Annotated in this window: 21 protein-coding genes and 2 tRNA genes; 11 read left to right on the plus strand and 12 right to left on the minus strand. The window is 29.8% G+C overall.

The genetic code is table 11. From position 1 onward, the window contains the following. Positions 1-53: 53 nt before the first annotated feature. Together CALAG_RS07100 and CALAG_RS07105 are read left to right on the plus strand one after the other, a co-directional pair. On the plus strand, positions 54-1,067 hold the full coding sequence (locus CALAG_RS07100; protein ID WP_048816831.1) for an RsmD family RNA methyltransferase: 1,014 nt from the start codon (positions 54-56) through the stop codon (positions 1,065-1,067). 34 nt (positions 1,068-1,101) lie between these two features. Continuing rightward, on the plus strand, positions 1,102-1,506 hold the full coding sequence (locus CALAG_RS07105; RefSeq protein WP_015233055.1) for a DUF302 domain-containing protein: 405 nt from the start codon (positions 1,102-1,104) through the stop codon (positions 1,504-1,506). Here the strand turns inward: CALAG_RS07105 and CALAG_RS07110 are convergent. From CALAG_RS07110 to CALAG_RS07130, 5 genes are all read right to left on the minus strand, one after another. Beyond that, positions 1,498-2,118 (minus strand): 2,3-bisphosphoglycerate-dependent phosphoglycerate mutase, encoded by a 621-nt coding sequence (locus CALAG_RS07110; RefSeq protein WP_048816832.1) that lies wholly within the window; start codon positions 2,116-2,118, stop codon positions 1,498-1,500. The genes CALAG_RS07105 and CALAG_RS07110 overlap by 9 nt on opposite strands. Positions 2,119-2,279: 161 nt before the next feature. Next, positions 2,280-2,720, minus strand: coding sequence for an RNA-binding domain-containing protein (locus CALAG_RS07115; protein ID WP_015233057.1), 441 nt, complete (start codon positions 2,718-2,720; stop codon positions 2,280-2,282). Next, a complete protein-coding gene (locus CALAG_RS07120) occupies positions 2,674-3,264 on the minus strand; it encodes an AAA family ATPase (RefSeq protein ID WP_015233058.1) in 591 nt (196 codons plus the stop codon). The genes CALAG_RS07115 and CALAG_RS07120 overlap by 47 nt, the downstream gene beginning before the upstream one ends. Before the next feature lie 278 nt (positions 3,265-3,542). After that, on the minus strand, positions 3,543-4,028 hold the full coding sequence (locus CALAG_RS07125) for an adenosine-specific kinase (protein WP_015233059.1): 486 nt from the start codon (positions 4,026-4,028) through the stop codon (positions 3,543-3,545). 53 nt (positions 4,029-4,081) lie between these two features. Continuing rightward, entirely contained in the window at positions 4,082-4,618 is a 537-nt protein-coding gene (locus CALAG_RS07130) for a nicotinamide-nucleotide adenylyltransferase (protein WP_015233060.1), read from the minus strand. Positions 4,619-4,665: 47 nt separating this feature from the next. Between CALAG_RS07130 and CALAG_RS07135 the strand changes: the two genes are divergently transcribed. The 7 genes from CALAG_RS07135 to CALAG_RS07165 all read left to right on the plus strand — a co-directional run bounded on the left by CALAG_RS07135 (position 4,666) and on the right by CALAG_RS07165 (position 10,353). Then, the gene (locus CALAG_RS07135; RefSeq protein WP_015233061.1) at positions 4,666-5,658 is read left to right on the plus strand and encodes an RsmB/NOP family class I SAM-dependent RNA methyltransferase; all 993 of its coding nucleotides are present in this window, start codon (positions 4,666-4,668) and stop codon (positions 5,656-5,658) included. Continuing rightward, a complete protein-coding gene (locus CALAG_RS07140) occupies positions 5,631-6,152 on the plus strand; it encodes a PUA domain-containing protein (protein WP_015233062.1) in 522 nt (173 codons plus the stop codon). The genes CALAG_RS07135 and CALAG_RS07140 overlap by 28 nt, the downstream gene beginning before the upstream one ends. A 2-nt stretch (positions 6,153-6,154) precedes the next feature. Then, on the plus strand, positions 6,155-6,937 hold the full coding sequence (locus tag CALAG_RS07145) for an FKBP-type peptidyl-prolyl cis-trans isomerase (protein ID WP_015233063.1): 783 nt from the start codon (positions 6,155-6,157) through the stop codon (positions 6,935-6,937). Positions 6,938-7,051: 114 nt separating this feature from the next. Beyond that, a complete protein-coding gene (locus CALAG_RS07150; RefSeq protein WP_281086588.1) occupies positions 7,052-7,753 on the plus strand; it encodes a metallophosphoesterase family protein in 702 nt (233 codons plus the stop codon). A gap of 120 nt (positions 7,754-7,873) precedes the next feature. Beyond that, positions 7,874-7,948: transfer RNA gene (locus tag CALAG_RS07155), tRNA-Glu, on the plus strand. Positions 7,949-8,111: 163 nt separating this feature from the next. Further along, positions 8,112-8,522 carry a secondary thiamine-phosphate synthase enzyme YjbQ gene (locus CALAG_RS07160; RefSeq protein WP_015233065.1) on the plus strand — a complete coding sequence of 137 codons (411 nt, stop codon included), beginning with the start codon at positions 8,112-8,114 and terminating at the stop codon, positions 8,520-8,522. Next, positions 8,503-10,353 carry a helicase C-terminal domain-containing protein gene (locus CALAG_RS07165; protein WP_015233066.1) on the plus strand — a complete coding sequence of 617 codons (1,851 nt, stop codon included), beginning with the start codon at positions 8,503-8,505 and terminating at the stop codon, positions 10,351-10,353. Before CALAG_RS07160 ends, CALAG_RS07165 begins: the two co-directional genes overlap by 20 nt. On the opposite strand, the gene CALAG_RS07170 is transcribed toward CALAG_RS07165, so the two are convergent. The 3 genes from CALAG_RS07170 to CALAG_RS07180 form a co-directional block, all read right to left on the minus strand. After that, entirely contained in the window at positions 10,337-10,930 is a 594-nt protein-coding gene (locus tag CALAG_RS07170) for a metallophosphoesterase family protein (protein ID WP_015233067.1), read from the minus strand. The genes CALAG_RS07165 and CALAG_RS07170 overlap by 17 nt on opposite strands. Positions 10,931-10,983: 53 nt before the next feature. Next, complete coding sequence (locus tag CALAG_RS07175) at positions 10,984-12,117, minus strand: DUF763 domain-containing protein (RefSeq protein ID WP_015233068.1); 1,134 nt, start codon at positions 12,115-12,117, stop codon at positions 10,984-10,986. A 53-nt stretch (positions 12,118-12,170) separates the two neighbouring features. Then, positions 12,171-12,244, minus strand: a tRNA-Ile gene (locus CALAG_RS07180). A gap of 122 nt (positions 12,245-12,366) precedes the next feature. On the opposite strand from CALAG_RS07180, the gene CALAG_RS07185 reads away from it, so the two are divergent. Continuing rightward, complete coding sequence (locus tag CALAG_RS07185) at positions 12,367-13,605, plus strand: DUF4010 domain-containing protein (RefSeq protein ID WP_015233069.1); 1,239 nt, start codon at positions 12,367-12,369, stop codon at positions 13,603-13,605. 3 nt (positions 13,606-13,608) lie between these two features. Here CALAG_RS07185 and CALAG_RS07190 read toward each other — a convergent pair whose 3' ends face one another. The 3 genes from CALAG_RS07190 to CALAG_RS07200 form a co-directional block, all read right to left on the minus strand. Continuing rightward, entirely contained in the window at positions 13,609-14,427 is an 819-nt protein-coding gene (locus CALAG_RS07190) for an ABC transporter permease (protein ID WP_015233070.1), read from the minus strand. Next, the gene (locus CALAG_RS07195; protein WP_015233071.1) at positions 14,415-15,359 is read right to left on the minus strand and encodes an ABC transporter ATP-binding protein; all 945 of its coding nucleotides are present in this window, start codon (positions 15,357-15,359) and stop codon (positions 14,415-14,417) included. The genes CALAG_RS07190 and CALAG_RS07195 overlap by 13 nt, the downstream gene beginning before the upstream one ends. Positions 15,360-15,453: 94 nt before the next feature. Then, positions 15,454-16,074 carry a hypothetical protein gene (locus tag CALAG_RS07200; protein WP_015233072.1) on the minus strand — a complete coding sequence of 207 codons (621 nt, stop codon included), beginning with the start codon at positions 16,072-16,074 and terminating at the stop codon, positions 15,454-15,456. A 127-nt stretch (positions 16,075-16,201) separates the two neighbouring features. On the opposite strand from CALAG_RS07200, the gene CALAG_RS07205 reads away from it, so the two are divergent. Next, a complete protein-coding gene (locus CALAG_RS07205; RefSeq protein WP_015233073.1) occupies positions 16,202-16,375 on the plus strand; it encodes a 50S ribosomal protein L40e in 174 nt (57 codons plus the stop codon). Between the two features lie 10 nt (positions 16,376-16,385). Here CALAG_RS07205 and CALAG_RS07210 read toward each other — a convergent pair whose 3' ends face one another. Further along, positions 16,386-17,510: a DUF1464 family protein gene (locus tag CALAG_RS07210; RefSeq protein WP_015233074.1), complete on the minus strand. Its 1,125-nt coding sequence runs from the start codon at positions 17,508-17,510 to the stop codon at positions 16,386-16,388. Between the last annotated feature and the right edge of the window lie 5 nt (positions 17,511-17,515).

Consider the following 17,515-nt stretch of genomic DNA (forward strand, 5'->3'; position numbering starts at 1 on the left):
GGGTTTATAGTTTTTTTCTGGGGGATATCATTCAAAAGTAAATGGTGTTTGCTTTGCAAAAATACTATGCATTGTTATCAGGTCTACATCCAACATTACCAAAAGCAGAGTTAGAGTCTTTAATAGAAGTAACAAATTCTAAGGCTAAGATAATTTATAATTTCGATGGGGTTTCTATTATAGAGGGATTTTTAGATGCAAATAACATTGTAAAAAGATCAGGCTATATTAAGGAAATGGGTTATTTGCTTGGTATATATGAAGATATTGATTATAATGATATTGTTAAAAAATTGAAGGATTATGGTATAAAAGAAGCAAAAGTAAAAGGATTTAGATATAAAGGGTTCTCCCATCACATTAATATACCTAATGTAGAGATTAGCTTATCGAGGGAACTTGATAAAAATGGTATTAATGCTAATCCTAGGTCAAATACGATAGTTAGAATTATAATAACTGAAGGTATAATAATTGCAGGCTTGCTAATATCAATTCAAGAAAATTCTTATAAAGAAAGAATAAGGAATAGACCATTTAAGAGACCTGGGCAGATTGATCAACAGCTATCAAGGGTAATGGTAAACCTTTCTAGGTTAAAAGATAATTATGTATTCTTAGATCCATTTTGTGGAACAGGTAGTTTAGCTTTAGAGGCTTGTTCTTTAAATGCTTCTCTTTCAATCTGCATGGATTTGGATATAAATATGGTTAAGGGTTCTATGCTAAATATGAAGAGCTATGATTGTTGCAAATCTTACCTAATTGTTAGGCATAATGTAGTAAAGATGCCATTAAAAGATGAAAGCATTGATTCTTTATCAACAGATCCTCCTTATGGGAGATCAACTTCTACAAACAAGAAGGGATATAAAATCTTAACGAAAAATTTTTTGGAAGAAGGGTTAAGGGTCTTAAAAAAGGGTTCATATGTGGTATATGCTGGACCATCATATGAAAGACCTTATATAATAGCAAAAGATTTAGGATATGAAATGATAGGAACATATGACATGTTTGTGCATAATAGTCTAAATAGGCAAATAGTAGTAGTTAGAAAAACTTAAATCTATTAAATTTTTTTATAACTATGGTGAAAAAATGATAATAACATATAAGTCTAAGTATGATTTCAATGAATTGAAAATAAAATTGGAAAGTTCAATAATAAAAAAGGGCATGAGAATATTTTCTATTATAGATCACAGCAAAAACGCTGTTTCAGTAGGCATGAAAATGAATAGATCATTATTATATATTTTTGGAAACCCAAGAAATGGCACATTGTTGATGTATAAAGATATGAGAATAGGTATTATATTACCATTAAAAATCCTTATATGGGAAGATGAAAACAAAAACCTGCTTATTAGTTATTTCACTATTTATGAAACATTAAAGAGCTTTAAATTGAAAGATGAAGAATTAGAAATTGCTAAAAACATTGATATAAACATAATTGATATTTTAAAAGACCTAGGAAATGAGGTAGATAAATTACTTTAAAATCGTTTTTGAATTTATTATTAATTTTGAATTTTTGTTATCCCAGGCAACATCATAGATTATTGGCAAACCTGTAGGTATCTCTAAATGAGGTATATCTTCTTCTGAAATATTTTCTAAAAACATTACAATAGATCTTAAACTATTTCCATGCGCAACTACGAGTACATTTTTACCATTTTTTAAGTCAAGCATTATTGTATTTTTAAAGAATGGCACAGTTCTTTTTTGTGTATCTTCTAGGCTTTCTCCATTAGGAGGCCTTACTTTATAACTTCTTCTCCATAATTTAACTTGATCTTCTCCATATATTCTAGCAGTTTCTTCCTTATTTAATCCTTGCAAGTCTCCATAATGCCTCTCATTAAGGTGTTCATCTTTAATAACAGGTATGCTATACCCTAAGGTTAACATAACAAGGTCTAGTGTTTCTATAGCTCTTTGCAATTTACTGGTATATGCAACATCAAATTTATATTTCTTTAATAGAAGGCCAGCCCTTATCGCTTCTTCTCTACCTTTATTTGTTAAAGGAACATCTACCCAACCGGTAAATCTGTTTTCTTCATTCCATAGAGATTCTCCATGTCTTAATAGGGATAATATAGGCATTGCGTTTACACCCACAATAGTTAAGAATATGATATAACTTATTAATTTTTAATTGAATGATTTTCATTACAATATTTTTATATATAATTTTTAAATTTGAAAAATTAAAAATAAAAGGTTAATAGAATAGTATTTCAGCTAATTTATTTATAATAGCAAGATTAATCTTTGGGAGGACCCCTTTCCCACAAAGGTTTTCCCCTAACAGTTTGTGGAGAAAGCCAATCTATAACACTATTGATATCTTTTGATTCTATAATTATTTTTATAGGACCTAATGGAGATTCTTCGTCCCATGATATAAAACTTATTTTTCCTGAATATGCAGCCTGTTTATGCAAAAGTATTAACAATTTATTACCTTTTATTCTTTTGAAGAAATATGATCTAGCTGCATCTAATATTGCCTGCCTTCTTAATAGTTCGTGAAATTTATTAAGTGACTTGTATGAATTTGATGAACATCTTATAATTTTATAATCTCCTTGATCCGTGATTTCCATATTTTCGCATGTAAATACATTATTTATAGCCTTAATTACTTTTTCTTCATCTTCAGTAGGTCTCAATTCCGCCTCTACAATAATTTTTCCATTCTCCATTTTTTATAACCTCCACTATATCATTTATTTGGCTTTCCACATCTTTTAAATTGCTTTCATTTATTACTATAAAATCAGATAAAGCTATTACATTTCCAATCCCATATTCTAAGTTTTTCTTATCTCTAAATGTAAATTCATCCCAAGAAATATCATTTCCTTCTCTCTTTCTTTCATTTAATCTTTTAAATCTGGTTAAAGGGGAGGCATGGACTGCTATAAGGCATATATCATAAATTGTATTAAATATTTTTAGTTCCTCCAACCCTCTGACACCGTCAATTATTATCATATTATATTTATTTTTTTCTAACTTTTCCATTAAAATTTTTGCAACAGCATTATTTCCATACTGTTTTCTCAATTCGCTAGCAAGATTTTCAATATTTTCAACAGTTAAACTTAACCCTCTTGATTTAGCTTCTTCTCTAACCACATCTCCCATACTAAATACTTTAATTTTTAATTTTTCAGATAAAATTTTTGATACGTAGCTTTTTCCACTTCCAGGCATACCTGTTATTGCTATTGCAAGATTTTTCATGACATCTCCCTAATTTAACTAAAGGGAATAAAATTTATAAATAAAAGGTTTCCAAAGTAAAAATTATCTATATAAATGGCTAAAAAAAATTGTTCCATTGTTTTTAATAATAAATAATATTAAAGGCGCTTGCAATCTTTTTTGCAATTCATTTGTAAATTTTTAGTTTAATTTTGGAAAAAGCAATCTTATAATAATTGCTAGTCTTTGCTATTAAAAAAGAATATATTTATCATATTAAATATTTATTTTATAACAATAATTATATTTTATAACATTTATTTTATTTTATATCCGAATTTTCTTAATAGCTCTTTTCTCTCAATTTTATCTTCATCCTTTTCAACACCTAATGGCTTGAAACCATCAGAAAAACCTAGTATAATCCTGCTTTCTCCAGAATCTATGACTGCGACCTTAACTGGATTTGATGTTGCAACATAAACATGAGTTACTTCTTGTACGGATTTTATAGAATTAAGAACATTTATTGGCCAAGAATCTTTTAAATATATAACAAATATATGTCCAGATGATATAATATTGCATGCATTTATTGCATGATTGATTAAATCCTTATCATTTCCTTCGTATCTTATTAATCTTTTTCCGGAGGCTTCACAAAATGCTATACCAAATTTTGATGAAGGACAACTTGTTACCATTGTTTCATATAAATCTTCGACTGTTTTAATAAAATGACTTCTTCCTATTATAACATTTGTACCCTCAGGAACAGGTATATCTAAAATCTGATAATCCATGCATGTTCACCAAAATATCATTAAAGAGGCAAACTTAAATTTTTATTATAAATTTAATCACTCTTTGATAGTGATCTTAACCTCTCTACAAAATGATACTTATCAAGAATCTCATACAAATAATTTGGCACACATTTTTTCCAATCATCTCTACCTTCTATTATTTCATTTCTTATATTAGTTCCGCTACATAAATTTCTGTTAAACATAGGTTGCATTATGGCCTTTAATCCCATATCTCTAAATAAATTTAAAACTAATGAGTTTCCTGATACGACTCCATCAAATTCAGGCAGAAGCATCTTCAAATATTGTACCCAAACCTTGTTCATCTCTATATCCATTATTGGAACTATGTAAATTCTTTTGCAATAATCTTCTCCAAATTCTTTTAGTAAAACGTTTTTTATAATCTCAATTCTTTCTCCTGCTGTTAAAGGATTTTTTATTGTATAGCTTTCTTGAGCTGAGCCTACTACTATTATTATTTCTTTAGAAATACTTAAAGCATATTCTATTGCTTTAATATGCCCTATGTGTAATGGCTGGAATCTTCCTGGAAATATTAATCTGTCATAATTTTCTTGCATGATTTTCCCCCACAATATTAAAAAAACTTTCAGAACTATAAACATTAATGGGTAGAAATTTGGATATAGAAGAAAGGATATTTAATTATGAAATAAGCAGTGAAGCAAAAAAACTAGCTGAGAAATACGGATATTCAGATTATATTGTAGAGAGATATCTTAAATTGCTAGATAATGAAGCAATTGACCTTTTAGAAGCAAATGAAATACCAATGCCTCAGACGATAAGGTGTAACGATTTTTTAATAAGATGTGATGAATTAGAAAAAAGATTGGTTAACAAAGGATTTAAAATAAAAAAGATTCCGTTTCTACCTCATGGATACGAAATTATTAGTTCACCATATAAAGTTGGTGCAACACATGAATACCTCATGGGCTATTATTATTTGCAAGATCCAGGTTCAATGCTTGTAGTTTATTTGATGAATCCAAAAAAGAACAGCTTTATAATAGATATGGCATCGGCGCCCGGAGGTAAATCGAGTCAAATTTTGCAATTGACAAAAGATAATGTTAAGCTTGTTTCGGTTGAGTTAAAAAAGGATAGGATTAAATCCTTAAGGTCAAACTTGCAGAGAATGGGATTTTCAAGCTATATCATATTAGAAATAGACGCAAGAAAGCTTAGTTTAAAAGATGCAGATATGATTTTGTTAGATTCACCCTCATCTGGAGAAGGAATAATTAGGAAGGATCCTAAAAGAAAAAAGAGTAGGCCGAGAAGTGATATGAAAAAAATACATATGCTACAATTCCAGCTTCTCAATAAAGCTATTGATATGATTAAGCCCGAAGGGGAAATAACATATGCAGCATGTAGTACAGCTATAGAAGAAGGAGAATATGTAATAGATAAGATATTAAGAAGGAATGAGGTTGATATATTAAATACTTATTCCCCAATAGGGGAGCATGCATTTATAGAATTCAATGGGGTAAAATTTGATGATAGAATAAAGAATTGTATTAGATTATGGCCTCATAAACATGGAACGGAGGGATTTTTCATTTGCAGGCTAAAAAAGAACCAAAATTAGAAAAATTATCAAAACAAGAATTAAATGTAATAAAAAAATTTTTAGATGAGATAGGGGTTAAATTATATTCTATTGCATCAAATCCTATGAAATTAGTAGTGGAAAATGCTTTTTACAATGACATCTTTGACATACCAATACAATTAAAAGAATTAGTTTTGAACTTAGATTCCATTTATTCATCAGGTTTTTATTTAGGTTATATAAAAAAGGAAAAATTTTATCCAGGATTGCCATTGCTTAGAAGGATATCAAGGCTATGTTATGAAATAAATTGCATTAAGTTGAATGAATTTGGTGAAAAATTGTTTTTATATGGAAAACGAGTTGAGAATGATAACATAATTTTATTTAAAGAAGGATTTTGTTTAGTTTTAAATCAACAGAACGAACCTTTAGGATGGGGTATAGGTAAAGTTATTAATGTGCATAAAGAAATTAAAATAGTCGAGCCAGTAAAAGATTTGGGCTGGTATTTAAGAAGAGGTGGATGACAATGGTATTTAATGATGGAGATTTCGTATTGATAAATTACACAATTAAGGTGAAAAATGGAGACAATTATTTAGTTCAAGAAACAACTTATGAGGATGTTGCAAAGCAGTCAAACATTTATGATGCCAACAAAAAATATGGTCCATACTTAATAGTTATTGGAAAAAGCACATTAATAGCAGCGGTCAATGAGGCAATTAAAGAAATGCAACCTGGAGAAAAGAAAGAAATAAAGGCTGATCCCTCAAAGGCTTATGGAGAAAGAAGAGAAGAATTAGTTATAAGAGTTCCCATAAAACAGCTAAAGAGGTATAATATACCTCTAAGAATAGGCCAACAAGTAGAGATAGGTGGTAGAATAGGAATAATAGAAAGGATTGCTGAAAGATTTGCATATATCGACTTTAACCATCCATTAGCAGGTAAAGAGTTACTTATAGATTTAGAAGTTGTTAAGAAGATTGAAGATTTTAATGAAAAAGTAAGGTATTTAGTAGAGAGATGGCTAGGAATTCCAGGTAATGATATAGAAGTCAGTGGAAATCAAAACATTATAAATATTGGTCTTCCTGTTAAAGCCATTTACATAAACGACTTAGATTCAAAATTACAACTCTTAGTAGGAGATCTTTATCAATATATAAAGCCAGAAGAAGTAAACTTAAACATAAAGGTTAATACCAAAGAAATTCAAAGCGAGGAAAAAGCAAAGGAAGGTCAAGAAGCGAAAGAACAAGAGGCCAAGCCACAAGAAGAAAAAGTAGCTGAAGAAAATGCTAAATAAACGCTAAACTATAATAATTTTTGTGTTGAGAAATAATTTGGACCGATGAGGGTCGATGGGCAGTCTGATAGGTGGTGAGATATTGCAGAACTGAGGTCCAAGGGTTTTCCTTTAATTTATGCAGCCTCTGATATACATTACCCACATTATTTTAAAATATTTAAAGATTCTTTGGATAGATTAAATGAAGAACCTTGTCTATTTCTCTTTGCAGGCGACATCATAGATAAAGGGAAGGTTGAAGGTGCAAAATTTGTATTTGAATCAATAGTTAAAAGATTTAATAAAACAAAAATTGTAGCAACGTTTGGTAATGATGAATGGAACGAAACATGGGATACTTTAAGAAATCAATATGCATATGTGGATTGGATAGTTGATGATTACAAAGTATATTTATGTGATAATACAAGTATTGCTGTAATAGGTACTCCAGGAGCACTGGATAAACCAACTAGATGGCAACTTAAAAACATAAATAATATAGAGGAAATTTATAATGAACGCATTAAAAAAATCAGAGAATTAATAATAAATACAAAGAAATCTTATCAAAGAATTATTTTGTTATCTCATTATGCATTGTCAAAACTAACATTAAAAGGAGAAAATCCTTATTCTTATGGAGAGCTATACAGCTCAAAAATGGAAAAAGTTATATTAGAAACAAGACCTGATGTTGCAATACACGGTCATGCGCATAAAGGAACTGCATTTGCAATGCTTCAAAATATACCAATATATAATGTTGCAATACCTTTGGTTAAAGGAGTGACAAAAATAAAATTCTCAAAAACCATAGAGACTTTTTTATAAAATTCATTTAAATGATTATATGTATAATTATTATATAAGAAAACGTATTTAGTTAAGGTTTAAATTGAAACAATAGGAGAAAGATTTTATAAACCTTTTTTCATCACTTTTTGGATGGACGCCGCGGTAGTATAGCCCGGCCCAGTATGCGGGCCTTTCGAGCCCGTGACCCGGGTTCAAATCCCGGCCGCGGCATACAGCCCCTGCGTGGGCGGCGTCCCATAATTCATTTTTGTTTTAATTTCCTATCAAGACCCATATAAAAATCAAAGCCTCTTTTATATAAGTTAATAGAATATTAGATTTTGAATTAGCTAAAAATAAAATACTTCTCGTTAATTAAATTATAGGGGAGAATTTGAAATTTGAAGTTTCAAACATAGAAATAAATACTAACCAAAGAATAGAAATTTTAGATATCACAAATAAAGTAGAAAATATCATTAAGCAAAAAAATTATGAAAAAGGAATTTTAAATTTATATGTTTTGCATACTACGGCTGCAATCACATTAAATGAATATGAACCTAATTTAGAAGAGGATTTAAAAAGAATCATAAGTGAAATATTTAGACCAGACGGAGATTGGAAACATAATCTAATAGATGACAACGCTCATGCTCACTTAGCATCAAGCTTTATTGGTAATTCAAGATCCTTATTAATCGAATCCGGCAAAATAGTTTTAGGTACTTGGCAAAGAATTTTATTTATTGAACTTGATGGACCTAGAAAAAGGATGGTAAAAATTGTCTTCATCGGAGAATAAAAGATTTCCATATAATGAATTAAGACCTGGACAAATGGAAATAGCGGAGATAGTAAAAGACGCAATAGAAAAAGATAGCATTGCAATAATAAATGCTCCAACGGGATTTGGGAAAACTGCTGCTGTAATAAAAGGTATAATTGATAGTAATGCTGAAAAAATTTTATGGCTCGTTAGAACAGTAAATGAAATAGATCCTGTTATAAGGGAACTTAAGAGGTTTAATTTGGATTACTCATTTCTATTTAGTGCAAAAAGGACTTGTCCTCTTTTTAAAAATCAAAATGATAATACAATTTCTTCAGAAGATTTTTGGGAAAATTGCAGAATGGCTAGAATAAAGGGGTCGTGTAACTATTATGTAAAAAGCATAGAATTAAATAACAAGGATATATGGGATGTTATTGAAAAGGTAGACTCATTTAGTAGTATTGAGCAGGCTAATGCTATAGTAAATAAAATAAATTCATGTCCTTTCTTTTCATTAGCAGAGTTATCTAAAGATACTAGGTTTATTATTGCTACATATCCTTATTATTTTAAGGATGAAATATTTGAGAGAGTTTTAGACTTTGTAGATTTAGGAAAGCTTGTAGTTGTGGTTGATGAAGCACATAGTCTTATGAATGCGCATAGCATTTTGGAAACTAGTATAACTTTAAGGGATTTAGAGCAGTCATTGAACGAATTGAAAGAATATGGATATTCAAATTCAGAAATTGAAAAAGTAGTTTTAAATATATATGAAATAGCAAAAGAACTAAGACCTAAATCTGATATTATTAAAAAGGTTGATAAAAACAAATTTAAGGATTCATTAGGTTATTTAGATATAATCGCTGATGTTAGCGAAGAAATAAGAGAAAAGAAGTTTCTAAAATATTTTAATGGGAGTAATGCTATAAGAGTTTATTTAACCCATTTATTATCTTGGTTATTAAGCTTGAAGAACGATAATTCTTACTTATTTGCCTCTGCAGATGAAGGGGTTTATAGACTAGTATCTACCCCCTTAGATCCATCAGCAGTTGTTAGCAATCCATTACAGAAAGTAAAATCTGCAATCTTAATAAGCGGAACCATACCTCCTGGAGATTTTGTTAATGAGATGCTTAACATAAATAAAAACAGAATCTTTTATGATGCTGAAATAATGTTGGGCATTAAGGGAAGGATAGGTAGAAGTATGACTATTGTATTAGGTGATGTTTCTACCTTATATAAAACAAGAGGAGAAGTGATGTATAGAAGGATTTCATATTATTTAAACCAAATAAGTAAGCTTGGTGGTGTTAAGTTATTTGTTTATCCAAGTTATGAACTTATGGAACGGATAAGTAAAGGGTTTAATGAACAATTCCATAATATTAAAGAAAATAAGGATACGTCATTGGAAAGTGTTTTGAAGGAGGTCTCTAATGATAGTAATATAATAATTAATGCAGTAGCAGGAGGTAAAATTACGGAAGGTATAGAAATTACTGAAGGGGGTAGAAGTAAGATAAAGGTTGTAGCAATTATAGGTATTCCCTACCCTCAAAGAGATGCATATTTAATTGCACAAGAAGAAGTTTTATCAAAAAGGCTCGGCTTAACTAAGACAAAATATTATTTATATAAGGTAGCAGCATATATAAGAATAAAGCAAGCTCTTGGTAGGGCTATAAGATCTCCTGATGATAATAGCGTTTATTTTTTAATGGATTATAGATATCTTTATGGAGAAATTAAGAAGCTTTTAAGATTAAAATACAACAAGGTAACTAAAAGTGTTGATGAATTTAATGAGATTATGCCAGAGATAATTAATTTCCTCAACTCAAGTTCTTAATCTCAGCTTTTATGCTATCATCTAAAATAATTTCAGCATAGTTACCAATATCTAATGGACCTGGATTAATATAGATTGTGTTGTTCAATAATTGAATTCCCTGACTTTCATGTATATGGCCAAAGAGGTGTATGCTTGGTTTGATGTAATTTAATATTGAATTTATTTCTTTTAATCCTGCCCTAATATTAAAAAAGGTTTTGTCCAATATACCATAAGGTGGATTATGTGATACTAAAATAACATATTTATATTTTTTATTAAAAGGATAATTTTTTATAACTGATATATTATTTATAGGATCAATACCTCCTATGCCAATAAATGCTATTTCATTAACAGTTTTAATTTTTCCATCTAATAGGATCCCTTTCTTTGACAAAAGCTTCATTATAGATACATCGTCAACATTACCAGATACTGCAAAGGAATTTCTAAATTCTGAAAAAATTTCTGCAGTTTCTAAGCACTCAAAATCGCCGGAAGAAATCAATACATCATAATCTAATTCCTTAATTTTTTCTAGCATCTTATTATTACAATGAATATCGCTGATATGTATTATTTTAGTTGTCATATATTTTCCCATTAAATTATTATGGTTATACAGCACTAAAAAACATTAAATCTTTAGCCAAATTTTAATCTTCTTATAAAAGTGTTTAGCCTTTGAATAGCTAATTTTTTTGCATTATCATTTATTCTAGCCTCTTCTAGTGCATTTCTTAAGAATTCTATGGCCTCTTTAGCTGTTTTTGCATCAAATGGATATGGTATTCCATCTTTGCCCCCTATTGTATATGAGTAACTAAATGGATCCAGTGATAAATTTACAGGATCTTTATGAGAAACAGGGACAGAATAAATAACATCAGATATTAATGCCAAAGCTCTAACAAGTCTTGGACCAACATTAGGAGTTAATGCTAGCTCAATTTCATTAGACGGCGGATTTTTTGCTATATCATCAACGGCTTTTAGCAATTTCTTTGATGGTATTATTGGATAATAATATTTTCCTATATTAATTTTATTAACTTGATTAGATATGAAATAATCAAGAGATTTCCTTCCTAACATATTGTTTGCTTGAACTAAATTGTCTCTAAACTTATTCTTCCCTTCTGATAACAGATCAATGAATAGCTTTCTCGCATTTCTGCTTTCTTCAGATGTGGCATCTATAACATTATCTACTTTAATACCTGTTATTCCACTATTTGGATTCTCTAATGCAGCTTTGTTAACATGGTATCTCCTTGCCATTAAATTATTTGGGTTCATTCCTTGTTGTATGACTAATAAGTCCTTACCCTCTACTGGAACTATTATTGTATGGATATAAAGGCTATAACCATCAAGCAAAAAAGAAGAATCAGCTTTTGCTGCAATTTTACTAAATTTCATTATATTATTTATGTCCAAATCATATTTTTTTGAATAATTGTTTAATTCATCTTTAATATTCAGCATTTGCTTTCCTTTTCCACCAAACACTAAAAAACCAAGATCATTTTTCATGGAGACATCTTTAATTAATGAAAGTAAAACCGTAGTGCTTCCACTACTATCCCAATCCATTCCTATGGCATTATTAAATGCTTGGAACCATAAAGGGTCTGATAAAGCATTTATAAAATTATTAACTCCTTTTTCTTCTATTATAAATTTTGTGATAACTTCAGTAAATTCTCTCATTATTTTTAACATCCATTGGGGAACATGACCATTGTGTAATGGTAAATCTGCATAATTTGCACTCATTTAAGTCATCATTATTTTTAATAAAAATCGGGGTTAATATCAGTTTTGCAAGATGGGCCCGGGGGGATTCGAACCCCCGACTTCTCGGTTATCAGCCGAGCGCTCCACCAGGCTGAGCTACGGGCCCTCACTCTTTTTTCTATACTTTGGATTTATTAAGGTATAGTTTTTTACTGTTTAAAAAATTAAAAAAATGCTTAAAAAGTTTTTAGCCTATCGAATATAGGAAGCATTAGAAAGGTTGAAATCATGATAAACATAAATCTAACAAACCTATTAATGGCAATAGCTGTTGGAGGCATTGTGGGGTTTGTAAATGAATATAGGAAAATTTCTGGTGCTAGACTTTTTTTAGGATTAAGAACGGCAATATTTATATCATTATTAGGGTATATGTTTTCAATATTTACCTTATTATTTCCTGGATATATTGCATTATTAAGTGCAATCATAACAATTACTACAATTTCGACATCTATATATTTAGAAAAAGTTAAAGCAACAGGTTCCCCAGGAGGGACAACTTATGTAAGCATATTCTTGGTTTTCTTTTCTGGTTTGTTGGAGGGATTAGGTTATTATGAACTAGGTGTAATTATATCAGTGTTAGTTGCTGCGCTAGGAATTTATAAAACACAATTATTAGATGCTATATCAAAGATTAGAAAAGAAGAGCTGCTTGCTATACTAAATTTAATGATATTATCTTTAGTTATTTTACCTCTTTTGCCTAATAAGAACATAGGTCCATATGGAATCTTTAATCCTTTTCAATTTTGGCTTATAGTTGTTGTTATCGGCATCATATTTGTTGCTCAATATATAGTGCTTAAAATATACAAGAAAGGATTAATTGCATTCTCCATCATTGGAGGCCTTGTTTCAAGCACAACCGTTACATTGAGTCTAATAGAATTAAGTAATAAAGAAAAAAATATTGGAAAGACCATAGCCTATAATATAATTTTGTCCAACATTCCATTAGTTTTAGTCCAAGCTTTAGCTTTTTCATATTTTTCAACTTATTCTTCAAAACTTATTTATTATATAACGCCATCAATTTTAGTATTAATATTGGCATTAATTATTATAGGTTCAATTGGTTATAAGCATATTACTGTATCTGGTATTCCTTCACCTGAAACTCCTTTACCAATAGGCAAAGTGATAGAGTTTGGAGTTGTGTTCTTTATAGTAATGATTATTTCTAAATTGGTGTCAATATTAGTATCATATTTGTTACCATTGGCATTGTTTGTTTCATCATTTGCAAATGTAGCAGGAGTAGTTTTTTCAATTGCTTTACTTTATATTCATGGACAAATAAATGCCAAATATGCTGCGTATTTGATTCAATTAGCATTAATAGCCGGGATAATTGAAAAAGGATTCTTAGCATTTTTATCAAAAGACAAAGAAGTAAGAAACCTAACTTTAATATTATCTTTAATACTTATTGGAATTTTAATATTAATGATGTTTATATGAGTTTTAATATTCGCTTAATGTACCTTGTTTTCTTGCTATGTCAAAACCTAATTTATAAATATAAGCGCCTAGGGGAAGCAATACCACATCAAATATCAAAAGAATATAGAAATAATAAGCTAGTTGAGTTAAGGATGCGGCATTTAATAGGGCTGATCTTAGACCATTAAGCGCAAAGGTTAAAGGTATTGCATAGCTTAAATCTTTAATATATCCTGGCAATATGCTAACTGGAAAAACTGTTCCTGAAAGCAAGGTTGTGATTGTTGAGAAGAAAAACGATATAGGATTCCCTTGTTTTGTAATCATAACAATACCTCCTGCCATCATTGATAGGCCGAGAGTTGAAATAATTAACTCAATAATGATAATTAATGCGCCTATGATATTAGCATTAACAAATGATACCCCTAATCCCAAACCAACTAAAATAATTACAACAGCATTTATAGTATTTAAAACGAAGCCCCAAGCTGCTGAATAAAATAGCATACCGAATACCCCTGTTGGTGATAACATATAATATTCTAATGTACCAAATAGCTGCTCATTTCTCATTCTACCGCTAATTGTAGTTATTACAGACGATACATATCCTTGAAATGCAAGCCCTATTACAATAAATGCCGTATAGTTTTGAGTATTTATATAGGATACAAATTTTTGGCCTAGTGATGTTCCAACGAAATAATAGGTAAAAACTGGTATTACCCAGCTAAGCACATTTAAAACGACTTGTGTCTTATAACTTATCCATATTTTAAATCCTCTTAAATAGACAAACGAGTAAAGCTTTGAATAAATTGAGCTCAAGCTTGCCATCTTCCAAACCTCACAGGTTTTACTCTTGTGCCTTTATCTATCGGGCCGCTTCCAATTAATGCTGCATAAACATCCTCTAATGTGGGATCAGTTTCTCCAATAATTTCCGATTTTCCATCTATCTGATCGATTAACGATTTTGGTATTCTTAAATATGCTCTATTGGCTCTTATTCCTACAACATATTTTGATAAATTATCTGAAACTAATGTAGCAGGTACAATGACTTCAATAATTTTTCCTATTTTATTTTTAAGCTCTTGAGAAGTCCCTTTGAGTATAATTTTACCATCTTTTATTAAGAATATTATATCTGAAAGCTCTTCAATTTCTCCCATATAATGGCTTGTTAGCAAAATAGTTTTCTTTGATGATATCATTTTAATAAGCCTCCTAAATTCTCTGGCTGAAATTGGATCAATACCTAATGTGGGCTCATCTAATAACAAAATTGGAGGATCATTTATGAGAGCTCTTGCTAAGGCTAGCCTTCTTTGCATACCTAAGCTATATTTCATATATGGGTAATCTGCAAAGTCAGAAAGACCTACAATATCTAGCAATTCTTTACTCTTCGATTTTGTGTCTTTTAAAGGTAAACCGTAAAGAGATGCAAAAAATAATAAGTTTTCATATCCAGTCAACCTAAAATAAAAAGTCCTCTCTCCTCCTGTAGCTAAACCTATTGAGGCTCTTACGTTCTTTGTTTCTTTAATTATATCAAAACCATGAACATATGCTGTTCCTGAAGTGGGCAACATTAAAGTAGAAAGGATTTTTATTAAAGTAGTTTTCCCTGCGCCATTTGGCCCAACTAATGCTGCAGTTACTCCCTTTGGTATTTCCATATTAATATTGTTTAAAGCCTTTATTATTTTTTTATTGCTTCTAAATTCTCTACATAAATTTATTGTTACAATTTCGTTGCCCAATATTTAACTCATCTCAATGTATATATCTATTAGCTAAACTTTTAAATTTTGAGTAGAATATTAATATAACAAAACAATTTTTTAAAAATAATATTTATGAAGGTGGTAATGATAGCTTTAATAAATCTGCATGTTCTTGCGTTATATCAGTTTCTGCATATTTATTCAATGTTACCTTGCCATCTTTTGATATTAACACATAGTTAAACATGAACTTTCTTAAGTTAGCGTCTGCAGTAAATAATCTAATGCCTTGAACAGATCTAAGATATTCTTTTAATTCGTTATTAGACAATATTGTTGAAAGTTGCTTTGTTGCAAGCCATACTCTAACATGTATTAAAATATTTCCCTTATATCCATGATTATAAAGTGAGTTAAGAACTTTAATTGTCATATCATTCACATTAACAAGCCTTTGTTCCCCTCCAAATGCCAAATATATAGCATCAGGATTCCAATCAATGATGCTTTTTATAATATCGTCTATATTTTCGCTATAATCAAATATCTTAACCTTATTCTCTGAATATCCATAGCTGTCTAAATAAGAAACTGCTGCCGCTGATGAGATTGATTCACAAATTCTATCAGGATAAGTTAATATTGCAACCTTATTAAAACCTTTAAAAAGATATATCCCAACAAGCCTACCTGTTAAACCCCTTAAATAAACCTCTTCACCTATACTTAATTTTCCTGAACTTGCTGACATGCTTTTCACCTAGAAATTGTTTTTATTTAGTTTGATATATATTTTTGTATATATATTATAAAAATTAAATATTAAAAAAATAATTATTTAAATCCCTTATTTTATAACTGCTAGGAGGGAGCAAAAGATGCCAATAACCGATCCAGAGCTGATAAAGATAGTTGAGAAGAGAGTATTTGAGGTTAGTATATGTAGAAGATGTGGAGCAAAAAATCCACTTAATGCCAAGAAATGCAGGAGATGTAGAGGAACTGATTTAAGGCCTAAGAAGAAAGAGCTGGCCAAGTTTAAAGCACAATAATCACGCAACATTATTTAGAAAAATAGTTCTCAATTTCTTTTCTAAGATCAATAGGCAATATGAAATCAAATATATATCCTTTTGATTCTTTCAATTTTAATGCCTCAAATATATCTTTATAAGTTCCATTTGAAATACCATTGGCTAAAACAGCTGCCCCTGAAGCAGCCTCTTTAGCTTTTTTACCCAATCCCATAAGTTTTACAACTTTTGCTTTAATTGAAATTTTTTCTAAAAATTCTTCAATAGATTCTTTGATATATGCATATAAATTATCGTATCTAGTAAATCTTCCACTTAAATAGATTCTTTCTGGTTTTGTATTGGAAACTATCATTATGCTAAGATCTTTTAGTATTGATTCAATAAACATTTTTAATGCTTTATTACTTTTATCATTCTTAGAGATTTCATTTAGCTTATCTATATTATCAAATCCAAGATAATCAGCTATTCCACCTTGGAAAAGTCTAAGCTTGCTAAAATATGGTTCTGAACTTGCCATTGCATATGCTAATTCTCCATCAATGGCTCCCATTCCTTTATAACCTGGAAATCCACTTGTCCCACCAATCCCATCAATAATTTCACCGTGTAAAATTGAAAGAGCTGCTGTATATGCATAGCCTATTTCTATTACAATTATATCTGATTCTTTGGGATCTTTTTTATAGTATACTTTTTCATTCCTTAGTGCTTCAGCAGCACTAAATAACTTATCTGATGTCCCTAGGTCTATTCTATTTATTTTCCTATATTCTGGTATTGTGTTTAGTTGAATTATACCTGGAACAAAGTAGGCAGGTAAGTCAGATGATTTAAATAACTTCATTAGATTTCTCAAGCCTACTATCTTTAATTTTCTTTCCAAATCATCTTTATTTATGAATGTCGCTAATTCTATTTCCTTATCTGATGATTCTTGAGCTCTTTTAAAAGGAATTCCATAGCCGCTTGATACAACTATGGCATCTACTTTTCCCAAAGATTTAATTATTTCGATTGGTTTTTCTGGATTGCTAGTTATGATTTCTCTAGGAATTGCCTCATCTAAGAATACGTTATTATCTTTATCATCAAAACCCAATAAATCCATACTCATTGTACCAGAATCTATGCCTATAGCTCTTACCAAATAAA

Source organism: Caldisphaera lagunensis DSM 15908, from assembly GCF_000317795.1.
GTDB classification, from domain to species: Archaea; Thermoproteota; Thermoprotei_A; order Sulfolobales; family Acidilobaceae; genus Caldisphaera; species Caldisphaera lagunensis.

What these genes read in the sequence shown, in the direction of transcription:
- CALAG_RS07205 (WP_015233073.1), top strand. Translation starts at nt 16,202, where the DNA reads ATGCCAATAACCGATCCAGAGCTGATAAAGATAGTTGAGAAGAGAGTA.
- CALAG_RS07170 (WP_015233067.1), bottom strand. Translation starts at nt 10,930, where the DNA reads ATGACAACTAAAATAATACATATCAGCGATATTCATTGTAATAATAAG.
- CALAG_RS07200 (WP_015233072.1), bottom strand. Translation starts at nt 16,074, where the DNA reads ATGTCAGCAAGTTCAGGAAAATTAAGTATAGGTGAAGAGGTTTATTTA.
- CALAG_RS07135 (WP_015233061.1), top strand. Translation starts at nt 4,666, where the DNA reads ATGGGTAGAAATTTGGATATAGAAGAAAGGATATTTAATTATGAAATA.
- CALAG_RS07115 (WP_015233057.1), bottom strand. Translation starts at nt 2,720, where the DNA reads ATGGAGAATGGAAAAATTATTGTAGAGGCGGAATTGAGACCTACTGAA.
- CALAG_RS07175 (WP_015233068.1), bottom strand. Translation starts at nt 12,117, where the DNA reads ATGAGTGCAAATTATGCAGATTTACCATTACACAATGGTCATGTTCCC.
- CALAG_RS07120 (WP_015233058.1), bottom strand. Translation starts at nt 3,264, where the DNA reads ATGAAAAATCTTGCAATAGCAATAACAGGTATGCCTGGAAGTGGAAAA.
- CALAG_RS07125 (WP_015233059.1), bottom strand. Translation starts at nt 4,028, where the DNA reads ATGGATTATCAGATTTTAGATATACCTGTTCCTGAGGGTACAAATGTT.
- CALAG_RS07145 (WP_015233063.1), top strand. Translation starts at nt 6,155, where the DNA reads ATGGTATTTAATGATGGAGATTTCGTATTGATAAATTACACAATTAAG.
- CALAG_RS07190 (WP_015233070.1), bottom strand. Translation starts at nt 14,427, where the DNA reads ATGGCAAGCTTGAGCTCAATTTATTCAAAGCTTTACTCGTTTGTCTAT.
- CALAG_RS07105 (WP_015233055.1), top strand. Translation starts at nt 1,102, where the DNA reads ATGATAATAACATATAAGTCTAAGTATGATTTCAATGAATTGAAAATA.
- CALAG_RS07110 (WP_048816832.1), bottom strand. Translation starts at nt 2,118, where the DNA reads ATGCCTATATTATCCCTATTAAGACATGGAGAATCTCTATGGAATGAA.
- CALAG_RS07130 (WP_015233060.1), bottom strand. Translation starts at nt 4,618, where the DNA reads ATGCAAGAAAATTATGACAGATTAATATTTCCAGGAAGATTCCAGCCA.
- CALAG_RS07185 (WP_015233069.1), top strand. Translation starts at nt 12,367, where the DNA reads ATGATAAACATAAATCTAACAAACCTATTAATGGCAATAGCTGTTGGA.